Source organism: Ruminococcus sp. RTP21204st1_B2_RTP21204_210225, assembly GCF_040914135.1.
Lineage (GTDB): Bacteria > Bacillota > Clostridia > Oscillospirales > Ruminococcaceae > Hominimerdicola > Hominimerdicola aceti.
On the sequence record NZ_JBCPGA010000002.1, the window covers coordinates 90,816 to 109,170 of the forward strand.

The 18,355-nt window shown below is 43.3% G+C and carries 20 protein-coding genes; 12 read left to right on the plus strand and 8 right to left on the minus strand.

The genetic code is table 11. The features are described 5' to 3' along the window. Window positions 1-23: 23 nt before the first annotated feature. Genes AB5123_RS01220 through AB5123_RS01230 form a run of 3 tightly spaced genes read left to right on the plus strand, consistent with a single transcriptional unit; the run spans window position 24 to window position 2,595 of the window. Window positions 24-947, plus strand: a complete 924-nt coding sequence (locus AB5123_RS01220; protein ID WP_022288303.1) for a class C sortase — start codon at window positions 24-26, stop codon at window positions 945-947. Next, complete coding sequence (locus AB5123_RS01225) at window positions 937-1,917, plus strand: Cna B-type domain-containing protein (protein WP_368364464.1); 981 nt, start codon at window positions 937-939, stop codon at window positions 1,915-1,917. Before AB5123_RS01220 ends, AB5123_RS01225 begins: the two co-directional genes overlap by 11 nt. Before the next feature lie 42 nt (window positions 1,918-1,959). Continuing rightward, entirely contained in the window at window positions 1,960-2,595 is a 636-nt protein-coding gene (locus AB5123_RS01230; RefSeq protein ID WP_368364465.1) for a sortase, read from the plus strand. A 39-nt stretch (window positions 2,596-2,634) separates the two neighbouring features. Here the strand turns inward: AB5123_RS01230 and AB5123_RS01235 are convergent, their stop codons facing one another. Beyond that, on the minus strand, window positions 2,635-2,811 hold the full coding sequence (locus tag AB5123_RS01235) for a hypothetical protein (RefSeq protein ID WP_022288306.1): 177 nt from the start codon (window positions 2,809-2,811) through the stop codon (window positions 2,635-2,637). Between the two features lie 350 nt (window positions 2,812-3,161). Here AB5123_RS01235 and AB5123_RS01240 point away from each other — a divergent pair, with 350 nt between their 5' ends. Then, window positions 3,162-3,839 carry a TVP38/TMEM64 family protein gene (locus AB5123_RS01240; protein ID WP_041337260.1) on the plus strand — a complete coding sequence of 226 codons (678 nt, stop codon included), beginning with the start codon at window positions 3,162-3,164 and terminating at the stop codon, window positions 3,837-3,839. A 45-nt stretch (window positions 3,840-3,884) separates the two neighbouring features. Here AB5123_RS01240 and AB5123_RS01245 read toward each other — a convergent pair whose 3' ends face one another. Genes AB5123_RS01245 through AB5123_RS01255 form a run of 3 tightly spaced genes read right to left on the minus strand, consistent with a single transcriptional unit; the run spans window position 3,885 to window position 4,976 of the window. Then, on the minus strand, window positions 3,885-4,481 hold the full coding sequence (locus AB5123_RS01245) for a manganese catalase family protein (protein ID WP_118159827.1): 597 nt from the start codon (window positions 4,479-4,481) through the stop codon (window positions 3,885-3,887). Continuing rightward, on the minus strand, window positions 4,481-4,744 hold the full coding sequence (locus tag AB5123_RS01250) for a spore coat protein CotJB (RefSeq protein WP_195387745.1): 264 nt from the start codon (window positions 4,742-4,744) through the stop codon (window positions 4,481-4,483). The genes AB5123_RS01245 and AB5123_RS01250 overlap by 1 nt, the downstream gene beginning before the upstream one ends. Beyond that, window positions 4,728-4,976, minus strand: coding sequence for a spore coat associated protein CotJA (locus AB5123_RS01255; protein WP_046440720.1), 249 nt, complete (start codon window positions 4,974-4,976; stop codon window positions 4,728-4,730). The genes AB5123_RS01250 and AB5123_RS01255 overlap by 17 nt, the downstream gene beginning before the upstream one ends. A 307-nt stretch (window positions 4,977-5,283) precedes the next feature. Here AB5123_RS01255 and AB5123_RS01260 point away from each other — a divergent pair, with 307 nt between their 5' ends. The 6 genes from AB5123_RS01260 (at window position 5,284) to AB5123_RS01285 (ending at window position 10,858) form a co-directional block, all read left to right on the plus strand. Next, window positions 5,284-6,486 carry an ABC transporter substrate-binding protein gene (locus AB5123_RS01260; RefSeq protein WP_041337264.1) on the plus strand — a complete coding sequence of 401 codons (1,203 nt, stop codon included), beginning with the start codon at window positions 5,284-5,286 and terminating at the stop codon, window positions 6,484-6,486. 219 nt (window positions 6,487-6,705) lie between these two features. Next, a complete protein-coding gene (locus tag AB5123_RS01265) occupies window positions 6,706-7,587 on the plus strand; it encodes a branched-chain amino acid ABC transporter permease (protein ID WP_041337265.1) in 882 nt (293 codons plus the stop codon). Window positions 7,588-7,730: 143 nt separating this feature from the next. After that, window positions 7,731-8,750 carry a branched-chain amino acid ABC transporter permease gene (locus AB5123_RS01270; RefSeq protein WP_081856082.1) on the plus strand — a complete coding sequence of 340 codons (1,020 nt, stop codon included), beginning with the start codon at window positions 7,731-7,733 and terminating at the stop codon, window positions 8,748-8,750. 1 nt (window position 8,751) lies between these two features. Next, a complete protein-coding gene (locus AB5123_RS01275; RefSeq protein WP_022286766.1) occupies window positions 8,752-9,510 on the plus strand; it encodes an ABC transporter ATP-binding protein in 759 nt (252 codons plus the stop codon). A gap of 13 nt (window positions 9,511-9,523) precedes the next feature. Further along, window positions 9,524-10,234: an ABC transporter ATP-binding protein gene (locus AB5123_RS01280; RefSeq protein WP_022286767.1), complete on the plus strand. Its 711-nt coding sequence runs from the start codon at window positions 9,524-9,526 to the stop codon at window positions 10,232-10,234. 12 nt (window positions 10,235-10,246) lie between these two features. Continuing rightward, the gene (locus AB5123_RS01285; RefSeq protein WP_138338869.1) at window positions 10,247-10,858 is read left to right on the plus strand and encodes an AAA family ATPase; all 612 of its coding nucleotides are present in this window, start codon (window positions 10,247-10,249) and stop codon (window positions 10,856-10,858) included. A 58-nt stretch (window positions 10,859-10,916) separates the two neighbouring features. Here AB5123_RS01285 and AB5123_RS01290 read toward each other — a convergent pair whose 3' ends face one another. Both AB5123_RS01290 and mgtE read right to left on the minus strand, forming a co-directional pair. After that, complete coding sequence (locus AB5123_RS01290) at window positions 10,917-12,296, minus strand: NAD(P)/FAD-dependent oxidoreductase (RefSeq protein ID WP_265290767.1); 1,380 nt, start codon at window positions 12,294-12,296, stop codon at window positions 10,917-10,919. 104 nt (window positions 12,297-12,400) lie between these two features. Further along, window positions 12,401-13,768 carry a magnesium transporter gene (mgtE, locus tag AB5123_RS01295; protein WP_117958104.1) on the minus strand — a complete coding sequence of 456 codons (1,368 nt, stop codon included), beginning with the start codon at window positions 13,766-13,768 and terminating at the stop codon, window positions 12,401-12,403. Between the two features lie 435 nt (window positions 13,769-14,203). Between mgtE and AB5123_RS01300 the strand changes: the two genes are divergently transcribed. Together AB5123_RS01300 and AB5123_RS01305 are read left to right on the plus strand one after the other, a co-directional pair. Next, window positions 14,204-15,448 carry an adenosylhomocysteinase gene (locus AB5123_RS01300; protein ID WP_337812547.1) on the plus strand — a complete coding sequence of 415 codons (1,245 nt, stop codon included), beginning with the start codon at window positions 14,204-14,206 and terminating at the stop codon, window positions 15,446-15,448. A gap of 326 nt (window positions 15,449-15,774) precedes the next feature. Beyond that, window positions 15,775-16,221: a hypothetical protein gene (locus tag AB5123_RS01305; protein WP_272114590.1), complete on the plus strand. Its 447-nt coding sequence runs from the start codon at window positions 15,775-15,777 to the stop codon at window positions 16,219-16,221. 187 nt (window positions 16,222-16,408) lie between these two features. On the opposite strand, the gene AB5123_RS01310 is transcribed toward AB5123_RS01305, so the two are convergent. Then, window positions 16,409-17,377: a hypothetical protein gene (locus AB5123_RS01310; RefSeq protein WP_368364466.1), complete on the minus strand. Its 969-nt coding sequence runs from the start codon at window positions 17,375-17,377 to the stop codon at window positions 16,409-16,411. A 3-nt stretch (window positions 17,378-17,380) separates the two neighbouring features. Continuing rightward, window positions 17,381-18,232, minus strand: coding sequence for a methyltransferase domain-containing protein (locus AB5123_RS01315; protein WP_368364467.1), 852 nt, complete (start codon window positions 18,230-18,232; stop codon window positions 17,381-17,383). Between the last annotated feature and the right edge of the window lie 123 nt (window positions 18,233-18,355).

Genomic DNA, 18,355 nt, shown 5'->3' on the forward strand with positions numbered 1-18,355 from the left:
CGGCAGGCATCAGGGAGGACTCCATGAGGAAGAAAAGCGGTAAATCAACTACAATTTTATTGGTCTTGTTATTGCTTGTGGGGCTCTCCGTGATGTTATATCCAACAATAAGCGATTGGTGGAATTCAAAAACGCAAAGCCGTGCGGTGGCGACTTATCAGAAAGCGGCAAATGACCTTTCTGACAAGGAGAATGAAGAGATACTCAGCCGTGCCAGAAAATATAATGAAGAGATAGCAAAGCTTGCCCGACCTTTTGTTGATTATGATAAGGTCAAGGGCTATGAGGATATCCTAGATATCACGGGGACGGGTGTTATGGGCTATATTTCCATTCCGACTATAAGGGTGGAGTTGCCTATTTATCATGGCACAAGTGACGGCGTGTTAAATGTCGCTGTGGGACATCTGCAGGGTTCGAGCCTGCCTGTTGGCGGAGCGGACACTCATTCGGTCATTTCAGCACATAGAGGTCTGCCTTCGGCAAAGCTTTTCAGCGACCTTGATAAGCTTGCAGAGGGCGATGAGTTCACTATAACAGTGTTGAAAGAGGTCTATACATATGAGGTCGAGGCTGTTTATATAGTTCTGCCTAATGAAATGGATAAGCTGAACATTATTCCAGGTGAGGATCATGTTACGTTGACTACCTGTACACCATACGGAGTCAATTCTCACAGGCTTCTTGTTCGTGCAAAGAGAGTTGAAACTGCGGACGATACAAAGAGTGTTTCAAAAATAACGGCAGACGCTGTTCAGCTCGATTCTCTTGTGGTCGTGCCTTTTGTAGCAATACCATTGTTTGTGGTACTGCTGGTGTGGTGGTTTGTGGATTCAAAACGCAAAAAAATCTCTCATGATGAGCTTGTGGCAATGCTGGATAAGCCAGAGAGTGACGATAATGTTGAAAATCTACCTGATAAGGAGAGTAGCAAAGATGAAACTTAAATTTTCTCAGCTTGCAAAGGCTGTTTTGTGTACGGCGGCAATGGCTGTTTCAGCCTTGGGAAGCATGACGATCTCAGCTTCTGCAGCGGATAATATCAATGTGAATATAGTGTGCAAAAATGATACAACGACTGTTAGTAATGCCGAGTGGAGTATATATAAGGTCGGTGAGCGTAAAGAAGCTGACTTTGTCCTTACCGGAGAGTTCAGCGATTATCCTATAGATATGTCTGATTTTACTGACGCTTCAAAAATGCAGGCTGTCGCTGATACGCTCGACAACTACGTAAAAACCGATGGCATAACACCAGTTTCAACAGGCAAGACGGACGCAAACGGTGAAGTAAAGCTTTCTGCTGATTCTGTGGGTCTGTATCTTGTTTCAGGCAAGAGTTTTGAAAACACAACAGCTAAGTTTACACCTTCTCCGTCACTTATCGAGATAGATAAGGATATCGTGGCTGAGGGTCAGATAACAGTTTACACCAAGTTCACATACGAAGAGATCCCAGCAGGGGACAGTGATTATGGTGTAAGAAAGTCGTGGATAGTTCCTGATGGTCAGGAAAAGCTCATACCTGATAATATCAAGGTGGAGATATATCGTGATGGCAAGCTTTTCGATACTGTTACTCTTAACGCTGACAACAATTGGGAGTATTTCTGGAAAGACAATTCTGCGGCTGAGTGGACAGTTAAGGAGATAGATATTCCTGCCAACTACACAGTTGTTACCAAAAACAATGACAAGCTGTTTCTTATAGAGAACACATATAAGTCAGACAGTTCGAGTAATACAGATAGTAGTTCAAGCACACCTGACAGCAGCTCGTCAGGCTCTGATTCATCAAGCTCAACGCCTGACAATATACCACAGACTGGTTCGCTCAACTGGCCGGTGCCTGTACTTATAGGCGGTGGAGTTATCCTTATCGCGGCAGGCTGGAGAGTAAGCAAAAAAGAGAAATAAAGGCGAAACCACATAGGATTGCCTTACAACAGGAGAAAAATAGTGACTAAAAAAAAGCTAGGACTTTTGTTGATAATAATGGGGATAATGCTGATAGCGGCGGCATTATCCCTTAATTATTACAACTATTTTCATGAAAAGCAAAGTAATAAAAGGATGGAGGCTGTGCTGAGTGACCTGAAAACGCAGATCTCAGACAGTGCAGGGGATAGCGACAGCAGTTCACCCTTTGACATTTTTGACGATAGTCGATCCACGGACAGCGAGATAGATGATCCGGATAAGGATATCGTGCTTGACGGCAACTCATATATAGGTTTGATTTCATTCCCGACACTGGGGCAGGAGTTTCCTGTGACTCGTGGCTGGAGCTATGCTGCAATGAATACTGCAGCTTGTCAGTACAGCGGCAGACGTGTAGACAATGATCTTATAATCTGCGCTCACAATTACACAGGCTTTTTTGATAAGCTGGATAAGCTCAGCTCAGGGGACGAGGTCATTTTCACCGATGTTTATGGCAGAGAATTTAACTATACTGTCACAAACAGCGAACTGCTGAGCGGCTGGGATTCGCCATCGCTCATAAAAGGTGGTGGCAGCGACTGGGATCTGACCTTGTTCACCTGCACATGGAGTGGTTACAGCAGAGTGACTGTAAGACTTGTTTATTCATAAATACATCAAAAACGCACAGAGTTCTACACCCTGTGCGTTTTATATTCCTGCGGCATGTCTTATTTTTTTTATATCAAAAGTTTTTAGTTTGTCATCGTATATGCAGTGTCGTCTTGACTTTCTTGGGCGGCGACGTGTATAGTCAATGGCTTCTTCAAGGTCATTTGTTTGAAAAACTGGACGTTTCATTGCTTTGTTGTATACTGTGTATCTCATAAAAATACCTCCCAAATAATTCTTATAATTAATTATAACATTAATTGGTACGTTGGTCAATAGCAATATTGTACAAATTTAACCTATTAATTAGATATACATAAATTAAAACAGAAATCGACTTGTTTAAGAACACTTCACGACATAAGACGACATAATTCTACTTATAAAAATTATAGTGATAGTGGGATATTGTGCAAAAATGAGAATGGTTGGTCAATTTGACGAACGATAAAGTTATAAATTTGTTTTGACAGCGAAAGTTGTAACACAGTTTTCATTGATTGATAATTAATTGAACATTCAAATATGGTATAATACCCTAAAGAATCGGAGAGGAGCGAGGAGTTATGGATAGCTTTGTGCGAAAATATGGAAGATATGTACCCTTTGCTTTAACTATTATCATAATAATTTGCTGTGCTCTTTTTCTGAAAGACCATGAGTTTTCTGAGATACTCAGTTATTGCCCGGACAATTTGTGGCTTGCCGCATTTGTTATTCTGGGGTTTTATGGATTAAAGTCCTTGTCGGTGGTATTCCCGCTTGCGGCTATTTTTGTGTGCGTAGGTGCAATATATCCGTTCTGGGTGGGCATTTTGTTGAACGTAATAGGACTATCGGTTTGTTTTACTGTTCCTTATCTTGTGGGAAGGATATCTGGTGGCGATATCATGCGTGTTATTGAGATGAAATATCCTAAGGCACGGAAGCTTGTAAATTATGGGCATGACAATAATCTGTTCGCCTCCTACATTTCAAGGGCAGTGGTAGTTGTGCCGGGCGACCTTGTTTCAATGATACACGGCGCACTGCGAATGCCTTACAGACCATATCTTCTAGGCTCGATAATGGGAGTGATGCCTGAAATGCTTGTGCAGACATATATTGGAGCACAGTTGAAGCATTTGACAATAAAATCAGTGCTTGTGATGATAGCACTCATAGCCGCAACGCTGGCTTTTTCGCTGATACTTAATAAAAAGGTCAGCAGGAGCGGCAAGCAGATGGACAAGGAAGATTTTTGATATATGTACAAAAAAGCGGACTGATAACAACAGCCCGCTTTTTTATTATTTGTCAAAGCTAGGATTGAAAGCGTAGAAATTTTTGCTGTCAAGCATATCCTGAATAAGTCTTAGTCCTTCGCCGAAGCGCTGATAGTGGACTATCTCACGTTCACGAAGAAACTTGATAGGATCACGGACATCGGGATCGTCAGCAAGCCTGAGAATGTTGTCGTAGGTCAGGCGGGCTTTTTGCTCAGCAGCAAGGTCTTCGTGTATATCAGCAATAGCGTCACCGGTACTTTGGAAGATTTCCGCAGAAAATGGTACACCAGAGGCGGCTATAGGGTAAACGCCTGTAGTGTGGTCAACAAAATAGGTGTCAAAACCACTGTCTTTTATCTCCTTGAGGGAGAGGTCACGGGTCAGCTGATAGATAATAGTGCCGATCATTTCGATGTGGGCAAGTTCTTCTGTGCCGATATCGTTGAGTATTGCCTGCACTTCACGACAGGGGGCTGAGTAACGCTGATTGAGATAGCGAAGCGCTGCACCAAGCTCGCCGTCAGCCCCACCAAGCTGCGAGATAATGACCTTAGCCAAAGCAGGATTAGGGTTAGCGATCTTAACGGGGTATTGCAGCTTTTTTTCATATTGCCACATTAGTCAGCACTCCTTTCCCACGGAAAAGGTGATGTTACCCATTCCCATTTCTTGGACGAATTGTTCTGCGTGATCGTCAATGGTCCGTATTTCTCATTGTATTGAGCAATAAGCTTCTCTTTTTCTGCCTTGTGTCGTGCAAAATATGCCAGACCATCTCTGCAGGTAGGGTGGCTGTCGAGGTAAAGATTAGCCTCTACAAGGGCAAAGCTGCACGCCTGTATCTTTCTAAGAAGCCTCTCCTTTTCACTTAGTATGGGCATTCTTTACAGCCTCCTCTCCTATAAAAGGTTTGTCTATGGACGGGAAGATAGTTCCTCTTGAAAGTCCTACATCTGCCTCATAAGGCTTCTCCCACATCTGAAAAGGCACATATGCCATTGCCAGCGGCGTGTCCTCAGGAAATCTTCCTTTCGGAAAAGGGCAGGCAGGTGTGTTATCCTCTGTGTCGTCAGCAAGTATCCTGCCTAACGACAGGTTGTCAAACATATCCAAATAAGTTCACTCCTTATGTTGTCTGAATCTCATATACCACAGGTTTCGTGTGGCTGTTTTATCATATGCAGCTTATAAGTCAGTGGTGTATGTATGCAGGATATTATAAAAAAACTTGCAAATCGTTCATTGAAAATACACAAAATTAATTTTCTGTGAACGCGCATATTGTTTGTAACAATAAACATAGTTTAAATAACGTTAAATTTGTAAGATTTAATATTGACAAATCGGGCTTCTGCGTGTTATATTAATACTATTGAAAAAAGCATATGCAGTGACATATGTGATCGAAGGAGAGATTATTATGAAAAATGTCAAGAGAATTCTTGCATTAACAGTTTCGGCTGCCCTTGCAGTTTCTTGCTTTGCAGGTTGCGGAAACGGTGCAAAAAAGAACAGCGATACTATCGTTATCGGCTGCAGCGGTCCGCTCACAGGTGACGCTGCACAGTACGGCGTTGCTGTTAAGAATGCTATCGAGCTTGCTGTCAAGGACGTAAATGACGCAGGCGGAATAAACGGAACAAAGCTCTCATACGTTTTCGAGGACGATGAGGCTGACTCAGGCGATAAGGCTGTAAATGCTTATAACGCACTGAAAGACAATGGTATGCAGGTAATGGTCGGAACAGTAACAACAGCTTCTTGCCTCGCAGTTATTGAAAAGACAAAGCAGGATAACATCTTCCAGCTCACACCTTCTGCTTCAGCTCAGGACGTTATCAAGAACGATAACTGTTTCCAGGTTTGCTTTACTGACCCTAACCAGGGTAAAGGTTCTGCCGACTATATCGCAGAAAACAAGCTTGCTACAAAGATAGCTGTAATTTACGACAGCTCTGACGCTTATTCATCAGGTATCTTCAACACATTCAAATCCGAGGCTGAGGCTAAGGGTCTTGATATCGTTGCAGAGCAGTCATTCACAAAGGACAGCAAGACTGACTTCTCAGCTCAGATAAGCGCAGCTAAGAATGCAGGTGCAGACCTCGTGTTCCTGCCTATCTACTATCAGCAGGCTTCACTTATCCTTACACAGTGCAAGTCAGCTAACTACAACCCAACATTCTTTGGTTGCGACGGTCTTGACGGACTTCTTTCTATCAAGAACTTTGATACTTCACTTTGCGAGGGCGTAATGCTCCTTACACCATTTGCTGCCGAAGCTCAGGATCAGGCAACTCAGGACTTCGTTAAGAAGTATAAGGACGCTTACAACGGCGAAACACCTAACCAGTTCGCTGCAGACGCTTATGACGGCGTAATGGTACTTGCAGAACTCATGAAGAAGGAAGGCATCACAGCTGATATGTCTGCTTCTGATATCTGCGATAAGCTCAAAAAGGCTATCTCTGATAAGGACTTCTCATATGACGGACTTACAGGTACAGGCATGAAGTGGGGCGAAGACGGTGCCGTATCTAAGGACCCTAAGGCTGTTATCATCAAGAATGGTGCTTATTCTGCACTGACAGCTGATGACATTGCCGCTTCTACTGCTCAGTAATAGCTGAAATGAAGTGCGTACAAAGAGTACGCTTAATATGAAAAAACCGGCAATTGCGAAAAATTGTCGGTTTTTTTGATTTATTTCATTAAAATGTGTTGCAAAAACTACGGGGTTATGTTATAATTTATTGTATATTGTGTTTATGACAAGGACAGATGTAATATATGTGATTACATCTTGTGCTTTGTCTATTCCAAAAGGAAGGAATGTTTGTATATGGGTTTTCTTAATAACCTCATCAACGGAATAAGCCTCGGCAGTATATACGCAGTTATAGCTTTGGGCTATACGCTTGTATACGGTATTGCCAAAATGCTTAACTTCGCACACGGCGATGTTATTATGGTGGGCGGATATGTTATATTCACCTGCATGACCACATGGGGACTAAACTCTTGGCTTTCCATAGTTCTTGCAGTTATTGCCTGCACACTTCTAGGTATAGTCATCGAAAAGGTGGCGTATAAGCCGCTCAGACAAGCTACTTCGCTTGCGGTGCTTATCACTGCCATAGGCGTCAGCTACTTTTTGCAGAACATCGCACTGCTTATATTCGGTGAAAAGCCTGTAAACTTTACATCAGTTGTAAACGTGCCGAGCATCAAGCTTTTTGACGGACAGATAGTTATTTCCGGAGAAACATCAGTTGCAATAATCGTATCTATACTCATTGTAGTTGGTCTTTCATTGTTCATCAACAAAACCAAGAGCGGACGTGCAATGCTTGCAGTATCTGAGGACAGAGGTGCAGCTCAGCTCATGGGCGTAAACATCAACCGCACTATCTCTCTTACATTCGCTATCGGCTCAGGTCTTGCCGCAATTGCAGGCGCACTGCTTTGCTCAGCTTATCCTACGCTTCAGAACACCACAGGCGCAATGCCTGGTATCAAAGCGTTCGTTGCGGCGGTATTTGGCGGTATCGGCTCAATACCGGGCGCTATGATCGGCGGTATCCTTATCGGTGTTATCGAGATACTTGGACGTGCCTATATCTCACCGCAGCTTGCCGACGCTATCGTTTTTGCTGTTCTTATACTTGTGCTTATCATCAAGCCTACAGGTATCCTCGGCAAGAAGATAAGCGAAAAGGTATAAAAGTCAACTTAAAATTTTCGAGCAGACTTGCTTTGCAGTTCTGTTTTATCTGAAAGGATTGGTTTTTTGTGAAAAAAGAAGGGGCTAGCGCAAAAACAAAGTTTTTTAAGCCGCAGACCAGAAAAAGCTTTATCACATACGCAATGGTGATAGTTGCCTTTGTGGTAATGCAGATACTCAGCAGCGGCGGATATATCTCAAGTATGCTCACAGGACTTCTTGTTCCTCTGTGTGTATACTCTATACTTGCAGTATCCCTTAACCTGACAGTTGGTATACTTGGCGAGCTTAGCTTGGGTCAGGCAGGCTTTATGTGCGTTGGCGCATATACAAGTGCGATATTCTCTATCGTTACTTCTGAAACTATTGAAAATGTGTGGATCAGATTTCCTTTGGCTATCCTTATAGGCGGAATAATTGCCGCAGTGTTCGGCATACTTATAGGAATACCTGTTCTCAGACTTAAAGGTGACTATCTCGCTATCGTTACACTTGCGTTTGGTGAGATCATAAAGAACGTTTTCGCAGCACTATACCTTGGTTATGATTCTAAGGGTGTTCACGTTTCTCTCAAAAGTCTGTCAAACCTTAACCTTGAGCCTGACGGAAAGCTTATACTGAACGGCCCTCAGGGTATCAGCGGCACACCTAACGATTCTACATTCATTATCGGTGCTGTTATGTTGCTTATCACTCTTATCATTGCCTATAACTTTGTATATTCAAGAACGGGAAGAGCAGTAATGGCTATCAGAGATAATGTTATCGCAGCCGAGTCTGTAGGTCTTAACATCACAAAGTATAAGCTTGTTACTTTTGCATTGACTGCATTCCTGGCAGGCTGTGCAGGTGCGCTTTATTCTCATAACTTCTATACGCTCCAGGCTTCTAAGTTCGACTATAACCTGTCTATCCTTATCTTGGTATTCGTTGTTCTGGGCGGTATAGGCAGTATCAGAGGAAGTGTTATCGCAGCTATCGTGCTTGTTCTGCTTCCAGAAATGCTAAGAAGCATAAACAGCTACAGAATGCTTATCTATTCTATCGTCCTTATCGTAATGATGATAATAACCTCAAATGAAAAGACAAAGACCTTTATCAGTGCAAATACTGCTAAGTTCAAGGCTTTGTTCAAGCGTGAAAAAGTAAAGGAGGCTGAGTGATATGGCACTTCTTGAAGTAAAAAACCTCGGCATCTCATTCGGCGGACTCCGCGCAGTTGACGAGTTCAGCATAACAATAGAAAAAGGTCAGCTCTATGGTCTTATTGGGCCGAACGGAGCAGGAAAGACCACTATCTTCAATATGCTCACAGGCGTTTATAAGCCAACAGACGGCACAATCGTTCTTGACGGAAAGAACATCACCGGCAAAAACACTATCGAAATAAACCGTGCAGGCATTGCCCGTACATTCCAGAACATCAGACTTTTTAAGGATATGACGGTGCTTGACAACGTAAAGGTCGCACTTCACAATCATTATAAATACAGCACCTTTACAGGCGTTTTCAGACTTCCAAGATATTTCAAGCTTGAAAAGGCAATGGACGCAAAGGCGCTGGAGCTTCTGAAGGTTTTCGAGCTTGACGATAAGGAGAGTTTGCTTGCTTCTGGACTTCCGTATGGCGATCAGAGAAAGCTTGAGATCGCAAGAGCCCTTGCAACACAGCCGAAGTTGCTGCTTCTTGACGAGCCTGCTGCCGGCATGAATCCAAACGAAACAGCGGAGCTTATGGATACTATCCGCTTTGTAAGAGATAATTTTGATATGACGGTGCTGCTTATCGAGCATGATATGAGCCTTGTTTCAGGTATCTGCGAAAAGCTGTCAGTGCTGAACTTTGGTCAGCTCCTCTGCGAGGGTAAGACAGCGGAAGTGCTTAAAAATCCTGAAGTTATCACCGCATATCTGGGCGAATAAGGGGGTAAGTAAAATGGCAATGTTGGAAATCAATGATCTGCACGTCAATTATGGCATGATAGCCGCTTTGAAAGGTATCTCCTTTGAGGTAAACGAGGGCGAGGTCATTTCCCTTATCGGCGCAAACGGAGCAGGAAAGACCACCACTCTGCACACCCTTACAGGTCTTATCTCTGCAAAATCGGGTTCTATCAAATTCAACGGCGTGGAGCTTACAAAAACTCCTGCACACAAGATCGTGGAAATGGGTATAGCACACGTTCCTGAGGGAAGAAGAATATTCCAAAACCTCACAGTGCTTGATAACCTTAAGCTTGGAGCATTTACAAGAAAAGACAAGGAGAATATACCGAAGGATATTCAGGATATATACGAGCGTTTCCCTAGACTTGCAGAAAGAAAAAATCAGATAGCAGGTACTCTTTCAGGCGGTGAGCAGCAGATGCTGGCAATGGGCAGGGCGCTCATGTCAAGACCTAAGATAGTTGTAATGGACGAGCCGTCAATGGGTCTGTCACCGATCCTTGTGTCAACCATATTTAAGATAATCGAGGATATCAGAAAGAGCGGCACAACTGTACTGCTTGTTGAGCAGAACGCAAAGAAAGCCCTTGCTATCTCAGACAGAGCTTATGTTCTTGAAACGGGCAAGATAGTTCTGTCAGGCAAGGCGTCTGATCTTATCAATGATGAGTCGGTCAAGAAAGCATATTTAGGTGAATAGGAGTTGAGCTTTATGGCAAGGATCATAACCATTGCAAGGGGCATCGGCAGCGGCGGAAGAACTGTAGGAAAAATGCTGTCAGAGGATATGGGTATAAAATATTATGATAAGGAGCTTATAAAGCTTGCAAGCGACGAAAGCGGCATAAATGAACGCTTTTTCGGGCTTGTTGATGAAAAACTGAAAGGTTCTTTTCTGAGAAAGGGCGGAGTTTACAAGGGTGAGCTTCTTGACCCTGATGATCACGACTTTACTTCTGACAGAAATCTTTTCAATTATCAGGCGAAGATAATAAAGCAGCTTGCAGACAGAGAGCCTGCGGTAATAGTTGGCAGATGTGCTGACTATATCCTCCGTGACAGAAAAGACGTGCTTAAGGTTTTCATATATTCTGATATGGAAACTGCGGTCAAGAATATCGTCGATCTGTATGGTGTTTCTGTAAAAGAGGCTGTCAAGATAATCGAAAAGACAGACAAGGAGAGAAGCGATTATTATCGTCACTACACAGGCAGGGATTGGACAAATGCGAAAAACTACAATCTGTGTCTTGATACCAGCGACATGAGCTATGACAAGTGCGTTGATATCATTGAGGGATATATAAAGCTTCTTGAAGAGTAAGGCATAAAAATAAAGCCGCATTGCTTTTTTTGCAGTGCGGCTTTTGTGATATATGAAATCAGTTAAATTTTTCTGAAATAGTCCTTGCGGCAAATACTCCTGATGCAGAAGCCTGCGACAGAGAGTGCGTAACGCCTGAGCCGTCGCCAAGGACGTAAAGACCTTTGACAGCAGTTTCAAGGTTCTCGTCAACGTCAACTCTTGAATTGTAGAACTTGACCTCAACGCCGTAAAGAAGCGTGTCGATATTCGCCATACCGGGAGCTATCTTATCCAGAGCGTATATCATTTCGATAATATCGTCAAGCTGTCGCTTTGGGATAACAAGGCTCAGGTCGCCCGGAGTAGCTTTGAGAGTAGGGTTAAGGAACGTCTGACCAAAGCGGTGTTCATTTGTACGTCTGCCTGCAACAAGGTCACCGAAACGCTGAACAAGCACTCCACCGCCAAGCATATTAGACAGCCTTGCGATAGACTCACCGTATGCGTTTGAGTCCTTGAAAGGCTCAGAGAATGTGTTGGATACCAGCAGAGCGAAGTTTGTGTTCTCAGTTCTCAGTGCAGGGTTAGCATAGCTGTGTCCGTTTACTGTGATGATGCCGTTTGTATTCTCGGTAACCACCTCACCGTATGGGTTCATGCAGAATGTTCTTACAAGGTCGCCGTATTTCTTTGTGCGGTAAACTATCTTGCTTTCGTATACCTTGCTTGTGATATGCTCAAAAACAGCCGCAGGTATCTCAACACGAACGCCGATATCAACTCTGTTTGAACGCCTTTTGATACCAAAGTTGTCGCATATCTCAGATATCCATTTTGAACCGCTTCTGCCTGCCGCAACAACAGCGTTTGAGCAGTGATACTCGTCCTTGTCTGTGATAACAGTGAAGTCATTCTCCTTGCCTGTTATACCCTGAACACTTTCATAAAATTTTATGTCTATCTTGTCCTTGACAAAGTCATAGATGTTCTGGAGTATCTGCATATTTCTGTCAGTGCCAAGGTGTCTTACCTGAGCGTCAAGGAGGTGGAGGTCATATTTCAGAGCCATTGCCTTGATGTCGGAAGAAGTTGTGGAGTAAAGCTTAGCGTCCTGACCGCCCATTTCAAGGTTTATCTTGTCAACATACTGCATAAGCTCGATAGCCTTTTCCTTGCCGGTAAATGTGTAAAGGTCACCGCCGAAATTGTTTGTGATGTTATATTTGCCGTCCGACATTCCGCCTGCACCGCCGAAGCCGTGCATAATGGAGCATACCTTGCAGTGAATGCAGGACTTAATTTTTTTGCCATCTATAGGACACTTACGCTTGCTGACAGGTCCGCCCTGATCAATAATGCAAACTTTTATGTTTTTGTCAAGCTTGACAAATTCGTATGCCATGAATACGCCGGCTGCACCTGCACCGACAACAACTACGTCATAATTCTGAGCCATAACTATTTCCTTTCAAATCAAAATCCAATTTATTTTTATCCATAAAACGGGCGGCCGCACCTTTGCAGAAGATAGCCTGAAAGGAGATAACCGCCATATTTTTTCTATTTTATATCAAATACGATAGTAGCCAATGTGAAGAATATCAGTGTTGAGCAAGTGTCAACGATAGTGGTGATAAGCGGGGCAGCCATGATAGCAGGGTCAAGATGAAGCTTCTTGGCAGCCATTGGGAGCATACAGGCGATGAGCTTTGAAAGCACAACAGTTGCCATGATAGCCATACTTACCGTGAACGCAAGCTTGTAGCAATCCACAGATGTGTCACCGTGATACACCAGAACTATTCTTATAGCATTGACTATAGCAAGGATAACGCTGCAAAGAAGCGCGACTCTGAACTCTTTCCACATGACCTTGAAAAAGTCTTTCATTCTTATCTCTCCAAGCGCCATGCCTCTTATAACCAGGGTCGAGGTCTGAGAGCCACAGTTTCCGCCTGTGCCACTAAGCATTGACAGGAAAGATACCAAAACAGGGACAGCCGCAAAAGCAGACTGATATTTGTTTACGATAGCACCCGTAAGGGTAGCCGACAGCATAAGTATCAGCAGCCATGCTATTCTGTTTTTCGCATGAGTGAAAACAGAGGTCTTGAAATATGAATCGTCACTCGGTGCGACCGCAGCCATTTTCGAGAAGTCCTCAGTGGTCTCCTCCTCGATAACGTCCATAGCGTCGTCGAATGTAACGATACCAACCATGCGGTTTTCTCTGTCAACAACAGGCAGAGAAAGAAAGTCATATTTTGAGAACATGGAAGCAACATACTCTTTATCCTCAAGGGTATCAACGGAAATAACGTTGTCCTCCATTATGTCCTCTATTTTATCGTTATCATCAGCAGTTACGATATCAAGCAGTGAAAGCACGCCCACGAGCTTTCTGTTCTCAGTGACATAAAGTGTATTTACAGTTTCCTTGACCATACCAACGTGTCTTATCCAATCCAGTGCTTCCTTGGCGGTGTAGCTTCTGTGAAGATAAACGTACTCGGTGGTCATAATAGAGCCTGCACTGTCTTTAGGATATTTGAGTATCTGATTTATCTGCTTTCTCGTTTCAGCGTCAGCAGACTTGATTATCCTTGCAACAACATTTGCAGGCATTTCCTCGATAATATCTACCGTATCATCAAGATAAAGGTCGTCAACGATCTCCTGAAGCTCCTTATCCGTAAAGGCATTGATAAGCATCATTTGTGTATCGCTGTCCATATAAGCGAAAACGTCAGCCGCAACGTCCTTATTCAAAAGACGGAACAGCAACGGAAGCTCGTATTTCTCGACCTCGTGATCGTCATAAAACTGTTGCAAAAGAGCAGCCACGTCGGCTTCGTTCATATCCATAAATATTTCACGGATAGCCTTGTAGTTTCTGCTTTTGAGCAACTCCAATACTGTGTTAAACATAATGTTTCCCCCTAACAGCAGCGGTAATAAGCACAACAGTACAAATAATTGTACTTATACCAACTCTGTACAAATATAAGGATCTACCAAAACACAGATCGTCCTATTCAATTAAAATTGATATTTAGATCACAAAAAGGCTGCCACAAACGGGCGAGCCGCTCTGCAATCGAGGGGCGATCGTATTCTGACTGGCGTCGTCCATTTGTACACACTCCTTAAAAATCATGATTTATGCACGTTTTTACTATTCGCACACATAATATTATTATACGCTTACCTTGTTTTTTTGTCAAGAAATTGTTTAATTTAATTTTATGAACGTGCTGTAAATTTGCGAAGTATAATGAATTGCTTTTGACCTCTTGCCAAATGGGGAGAAATAGGGTATAATTATTATATGGATCGAATAATAAACCGAAAGGAATTGATAAAATGAGCGAAATAAGAGATGAAAGCTTGTGGGAAAGCGGTAAAAGAAAGATAGAATGGGTAAGACAGAATATGTCATTGCTCAGAAGCGTTGAGGAAGATTTCAAGAGCGATCAGCCTTTTAAGGGGCTGAAAGTTGCACTTTCTATCCACCTTGAAGCTAAGACCGCTTATCTTTGCAAAGTCCTTGCAGCAGGCGGTGCTGAAATGTACATCACAGGAAGCAATCCGCTGTCTACTCAGGACGATGTTGCGGCAGGTCTTGTGCATGACGGTCTGAATGTCTTTGCATGGCACGGTGCAACTGACGAGGAGTATCACAGACATATATCCGAGGTAGTTAAGGTAGGTCCAAACATTATTATAGATGACGGCGGCGACCTTGTAAACCTTATCCACAATGAATACCCTGAGCTGATACCGAACGTTATCGGTGGTTGTGAGGAAACTACTACGGGCATTATCCGTCTTATTGCAATGAACAAGGACGGTCAGCTCAAATTCCCTATGATGCTTGTAAACAATGCAAAGTGCAAGTATCTTTTTGATAACAGATACGGCACAGGTCAGTCTGTATGGGACGGAATAAACAGAACAACTAACCTTATCGTTGCAGGCAAGAACGTTGTTGTTGCAGGCTACGGCTGGTGTGGCAAGGGCGTTGCAATGAGAGCAAAGGGTCTTGGTGCAAGCGTTATCGTCTGCGAAGTCGACCCTATAAAGGCTATGGAGGCTGTTATGGACGGCTTCAAGGTAATGAAAATGGTTGACGCCGCTAAGGTGGGCGACTTCTTTGTTACTGTAACAGGCTGTAAGGACGTTATTACTGAGAAAGCTTTCATGAACATGAAAGATGGTGCTATACTCTGTAACGCAGGTCACTTTGATTGCGAGGTAGATGTGGCTGGACTTAAAAAGCTGTCTGTTGAAAGCAAGCTTGCAAGAAACAATATTGACGGTTATAAGCTTCCAAACGGTAATTGGTTGTATGTTATCGGCGAGGGCAGACTTGTAAACCTTGCCGCAGGCGACGGTCACCCTGCCGAGATAATGGATATGTCCTTTGCTATCCAAGCCCTTTCTGCGGCTTATCTTGTTAAAAACAAAGACAAGCTTACAGACAAGATAGTTTATGTTCCTGATGAGATAGACAAGGAAGTTGCAAACAGAAAGCTTAGATTTTGGGAGCTTGAGATAGATAAGCTTACACCTGAGCAGGAAAAATATCTTAACAGCTGGCAGGTATAAAGCATCATATTAGTACAATAAAACGGACAGCTTTGGCTGTCCGCTTTTTGTATCTTGAAATTGCCATAAATTAATTTTGTCATCATGGTTTTAAATCGCTGATTTCTGTACATTTTAATATTAGGGCAACACCGCACAAGGACCGCCTAACGGCTTTGTACGCAATCTGCTTGCAGATTTTCCGTCATATTATCCAAAAACTCCTTGACTAACGCAAGTTAGCCTGCGTCGTTTTTAGACAATCTGACAAAAAATCTGACTGCGCATCTTACGCACAATCCTTGTGTGGTGTTGCCCTAGGCGATAAAAAACAGGGCGGTGAGAATGTGGCGGCAAAGATGTATAAGATACTTACGCTTTTTTCAGTGGGTGCAATATGCTACGGCTTTATGGAAATACTTAACAGGGGATATTCTCATATCACAATGGGGGTGCTTGGGGGAGCTTCAATGCTGGTTATCCATATCATGAATGGCGAGCGCAGGCAAGGAGTGAGTCTGCTGTCTGTGCTTGCAGTGTCGGCGGCATTTATCACTGCCATAGAATTTCTTGCAGGGGAGTATCTCAACCGCTATCTCGGCATGGGCATATGGAGCTATGAGGAAGTGCCGCTGAATTTTGACGGACAGATATGCCTGCCATTTGCTTTTGTGTGGTTTGGGTTGTCCTATATTGGTGTGCTTGCGGATAATTTTATACGCAGACATATTTTCAAGGAATACCCTGTCATTGTTAAACGAGGAAAAGAAAAAATACCTGCGGCGGTTGGATAAGAGTGCAATTATTTGTACTGCTCAGTATGTAAAAATATAATTAACTGGCGACCTCAGTTCGCCCCTACGCAAAAATTGTAAATATAGGGGACGGCGACACGCTTACATTCGCCCGTCATTCACCAACGCATATAAAAACAAATGGACTGTCTATCTATATGATAAGCAGTCCGTATTTTTGTACATATCAATCTTTTGTGTACCACTTTTTCAGCACTTCTTCGCCAAGCTTGCCATAAACTGTGAAGTCACGGTTTTTCTTGGCTTCCTCTATTGGCGGCAGGATAGCTTTCCAATCCCACCAAAAGTAACCGCAGAACCAATCCAGATTCCAAGTTGCTTCCATTGCAGTGTCGTAGAAATCTGCCTGCTCCTGCTCGTCAAGTGGCTTGTCAAGTCTATCATGGAAATCCCAAGGGTACTGCGTGCAGCCCTCCTCATTTCGCACGCCTATCTCAGCGAACATTATAGGCTTGTTGAAATGCTTGTGAGCCTTTTCAAGGGAGCCGACAACTTCGCTCCAGCGACTGAGCATATGCTCCTTGCTTCTGCTCACACCGTCTGTAACAGGGTAGTAGCCTGAGATGCCAATGATATCCACGTCGCTGAGCCAATCGAAACGCTGTTCGTCGCCGTGATTGATGTTGTGCATAACGATACCACTGTAGACCTCTCTCACCTGTGCGATAAGCTTTCTGCATCTGTCGGACTGCTTGTCCATTCCTGCCATTTCACAGCCTGTGCAGAGCATTTCACAGCCGAGCTTTTCTGCAAGCTTTGCATAGTGGAGCATAAAAGCTGTGTATGACTTGAACCACTTGTCCCAATATTCAGGGTTCTCAGGCGGAAAGTCTATCCTTGCACGCCATGAATGGTCAAGGCAATCAACCATAGGCTTAAGACAGACCTTAAGTCCCAGTGACTTTGCTTTTTTTATAGCGAAGGCAATGTCCTCGTCAGATTGTGTTCTCTCATAATCACTGAAAACTCTTGTGCTTGCAAAGCTCTCCTGCAATGCGTTTACAGGGATACATATCCAGTTTAAGCCGTTTGAAGCAAGCCTTTCCATTGATTTTTCTGCCGCTTCCGTCTGAAAATCACCTCTCTTGGAGAAAAATCCCCAAGTATATCCTTTGCAGAAAATATCTTTATTCATGTATCAAAAACCTCTCTTTTTCGTAAATGTCCTGATAGAAAAACCACAGGTAAGTTCAAGCCTGTTCACCTTTTTAAGCTTCTCCACCGCCTCGGCAGATGTTTTGTAGTAATACGGAGTCATTGTAAAAAGATTGAAAATATCCTCCTGACTTTCAAGCACCACAGGATATTCAAAAATCATCTCCTCTGACTCGTCAAATTTATTAAGTCCATATACATTGGGCTTGTTTTCGTAAGGCTTCTCATAAAGCACTTCTTTAAGCTCAAACAGATGTCTTGGGGACGGAGAAACTACCACAAGCTTTCCGCCGTCTTTCAGTACCCTTGCGTATTCGTCATTTGAAACAGGTGCAAATGTACATACGATAAGGTCTGCAAATTTGTCTATAAACGGAAGCTGAAATGACGATGCCACTGCAAATTCGCAATTTGTGATATTTTCGCAATGTATCCTCGTCATGCAGTGGGCAACTGCCGCCTTTGATATGTCAATGCCGTAAAACTTCGCCTTTGGCAGTGCCTTGGCATAGTTCACAGTGTAAAAGCCCTCACCGCAGCCACTGTCTATAATGTAAGGCTGTTTCACATTTTCAAGCAGACCGCCCATTACCTCAGCCGTTTTCTTCGCAAGCGGCAGATAATAGTCACGGTCAAGGAAATCCGTTCTCGCCTTTACCATTTCAGCATTATCCCCTGCGTTCTTAGGGTTTCTGCCCTTTGTGGTAAGCAGATTTACATATGCTTTTCTCGCAATATCAAAGCTGTGACCGTTCTGACAGTGCCATACGTTGTCAAGCTTTCTAAGCCGTTTTTTGCATATCGGACAAACATACATATAAATCACCCTGAACATTATAGCATTTCCCTCTGCTTTTAGCAATGGATATTTTATTAATAAAAAAGTGCTTGACAATCGTCGGGTTATGCTTTATAATATCAATATATGCAAAATGCGGTGACGGAATTATCCGAAACA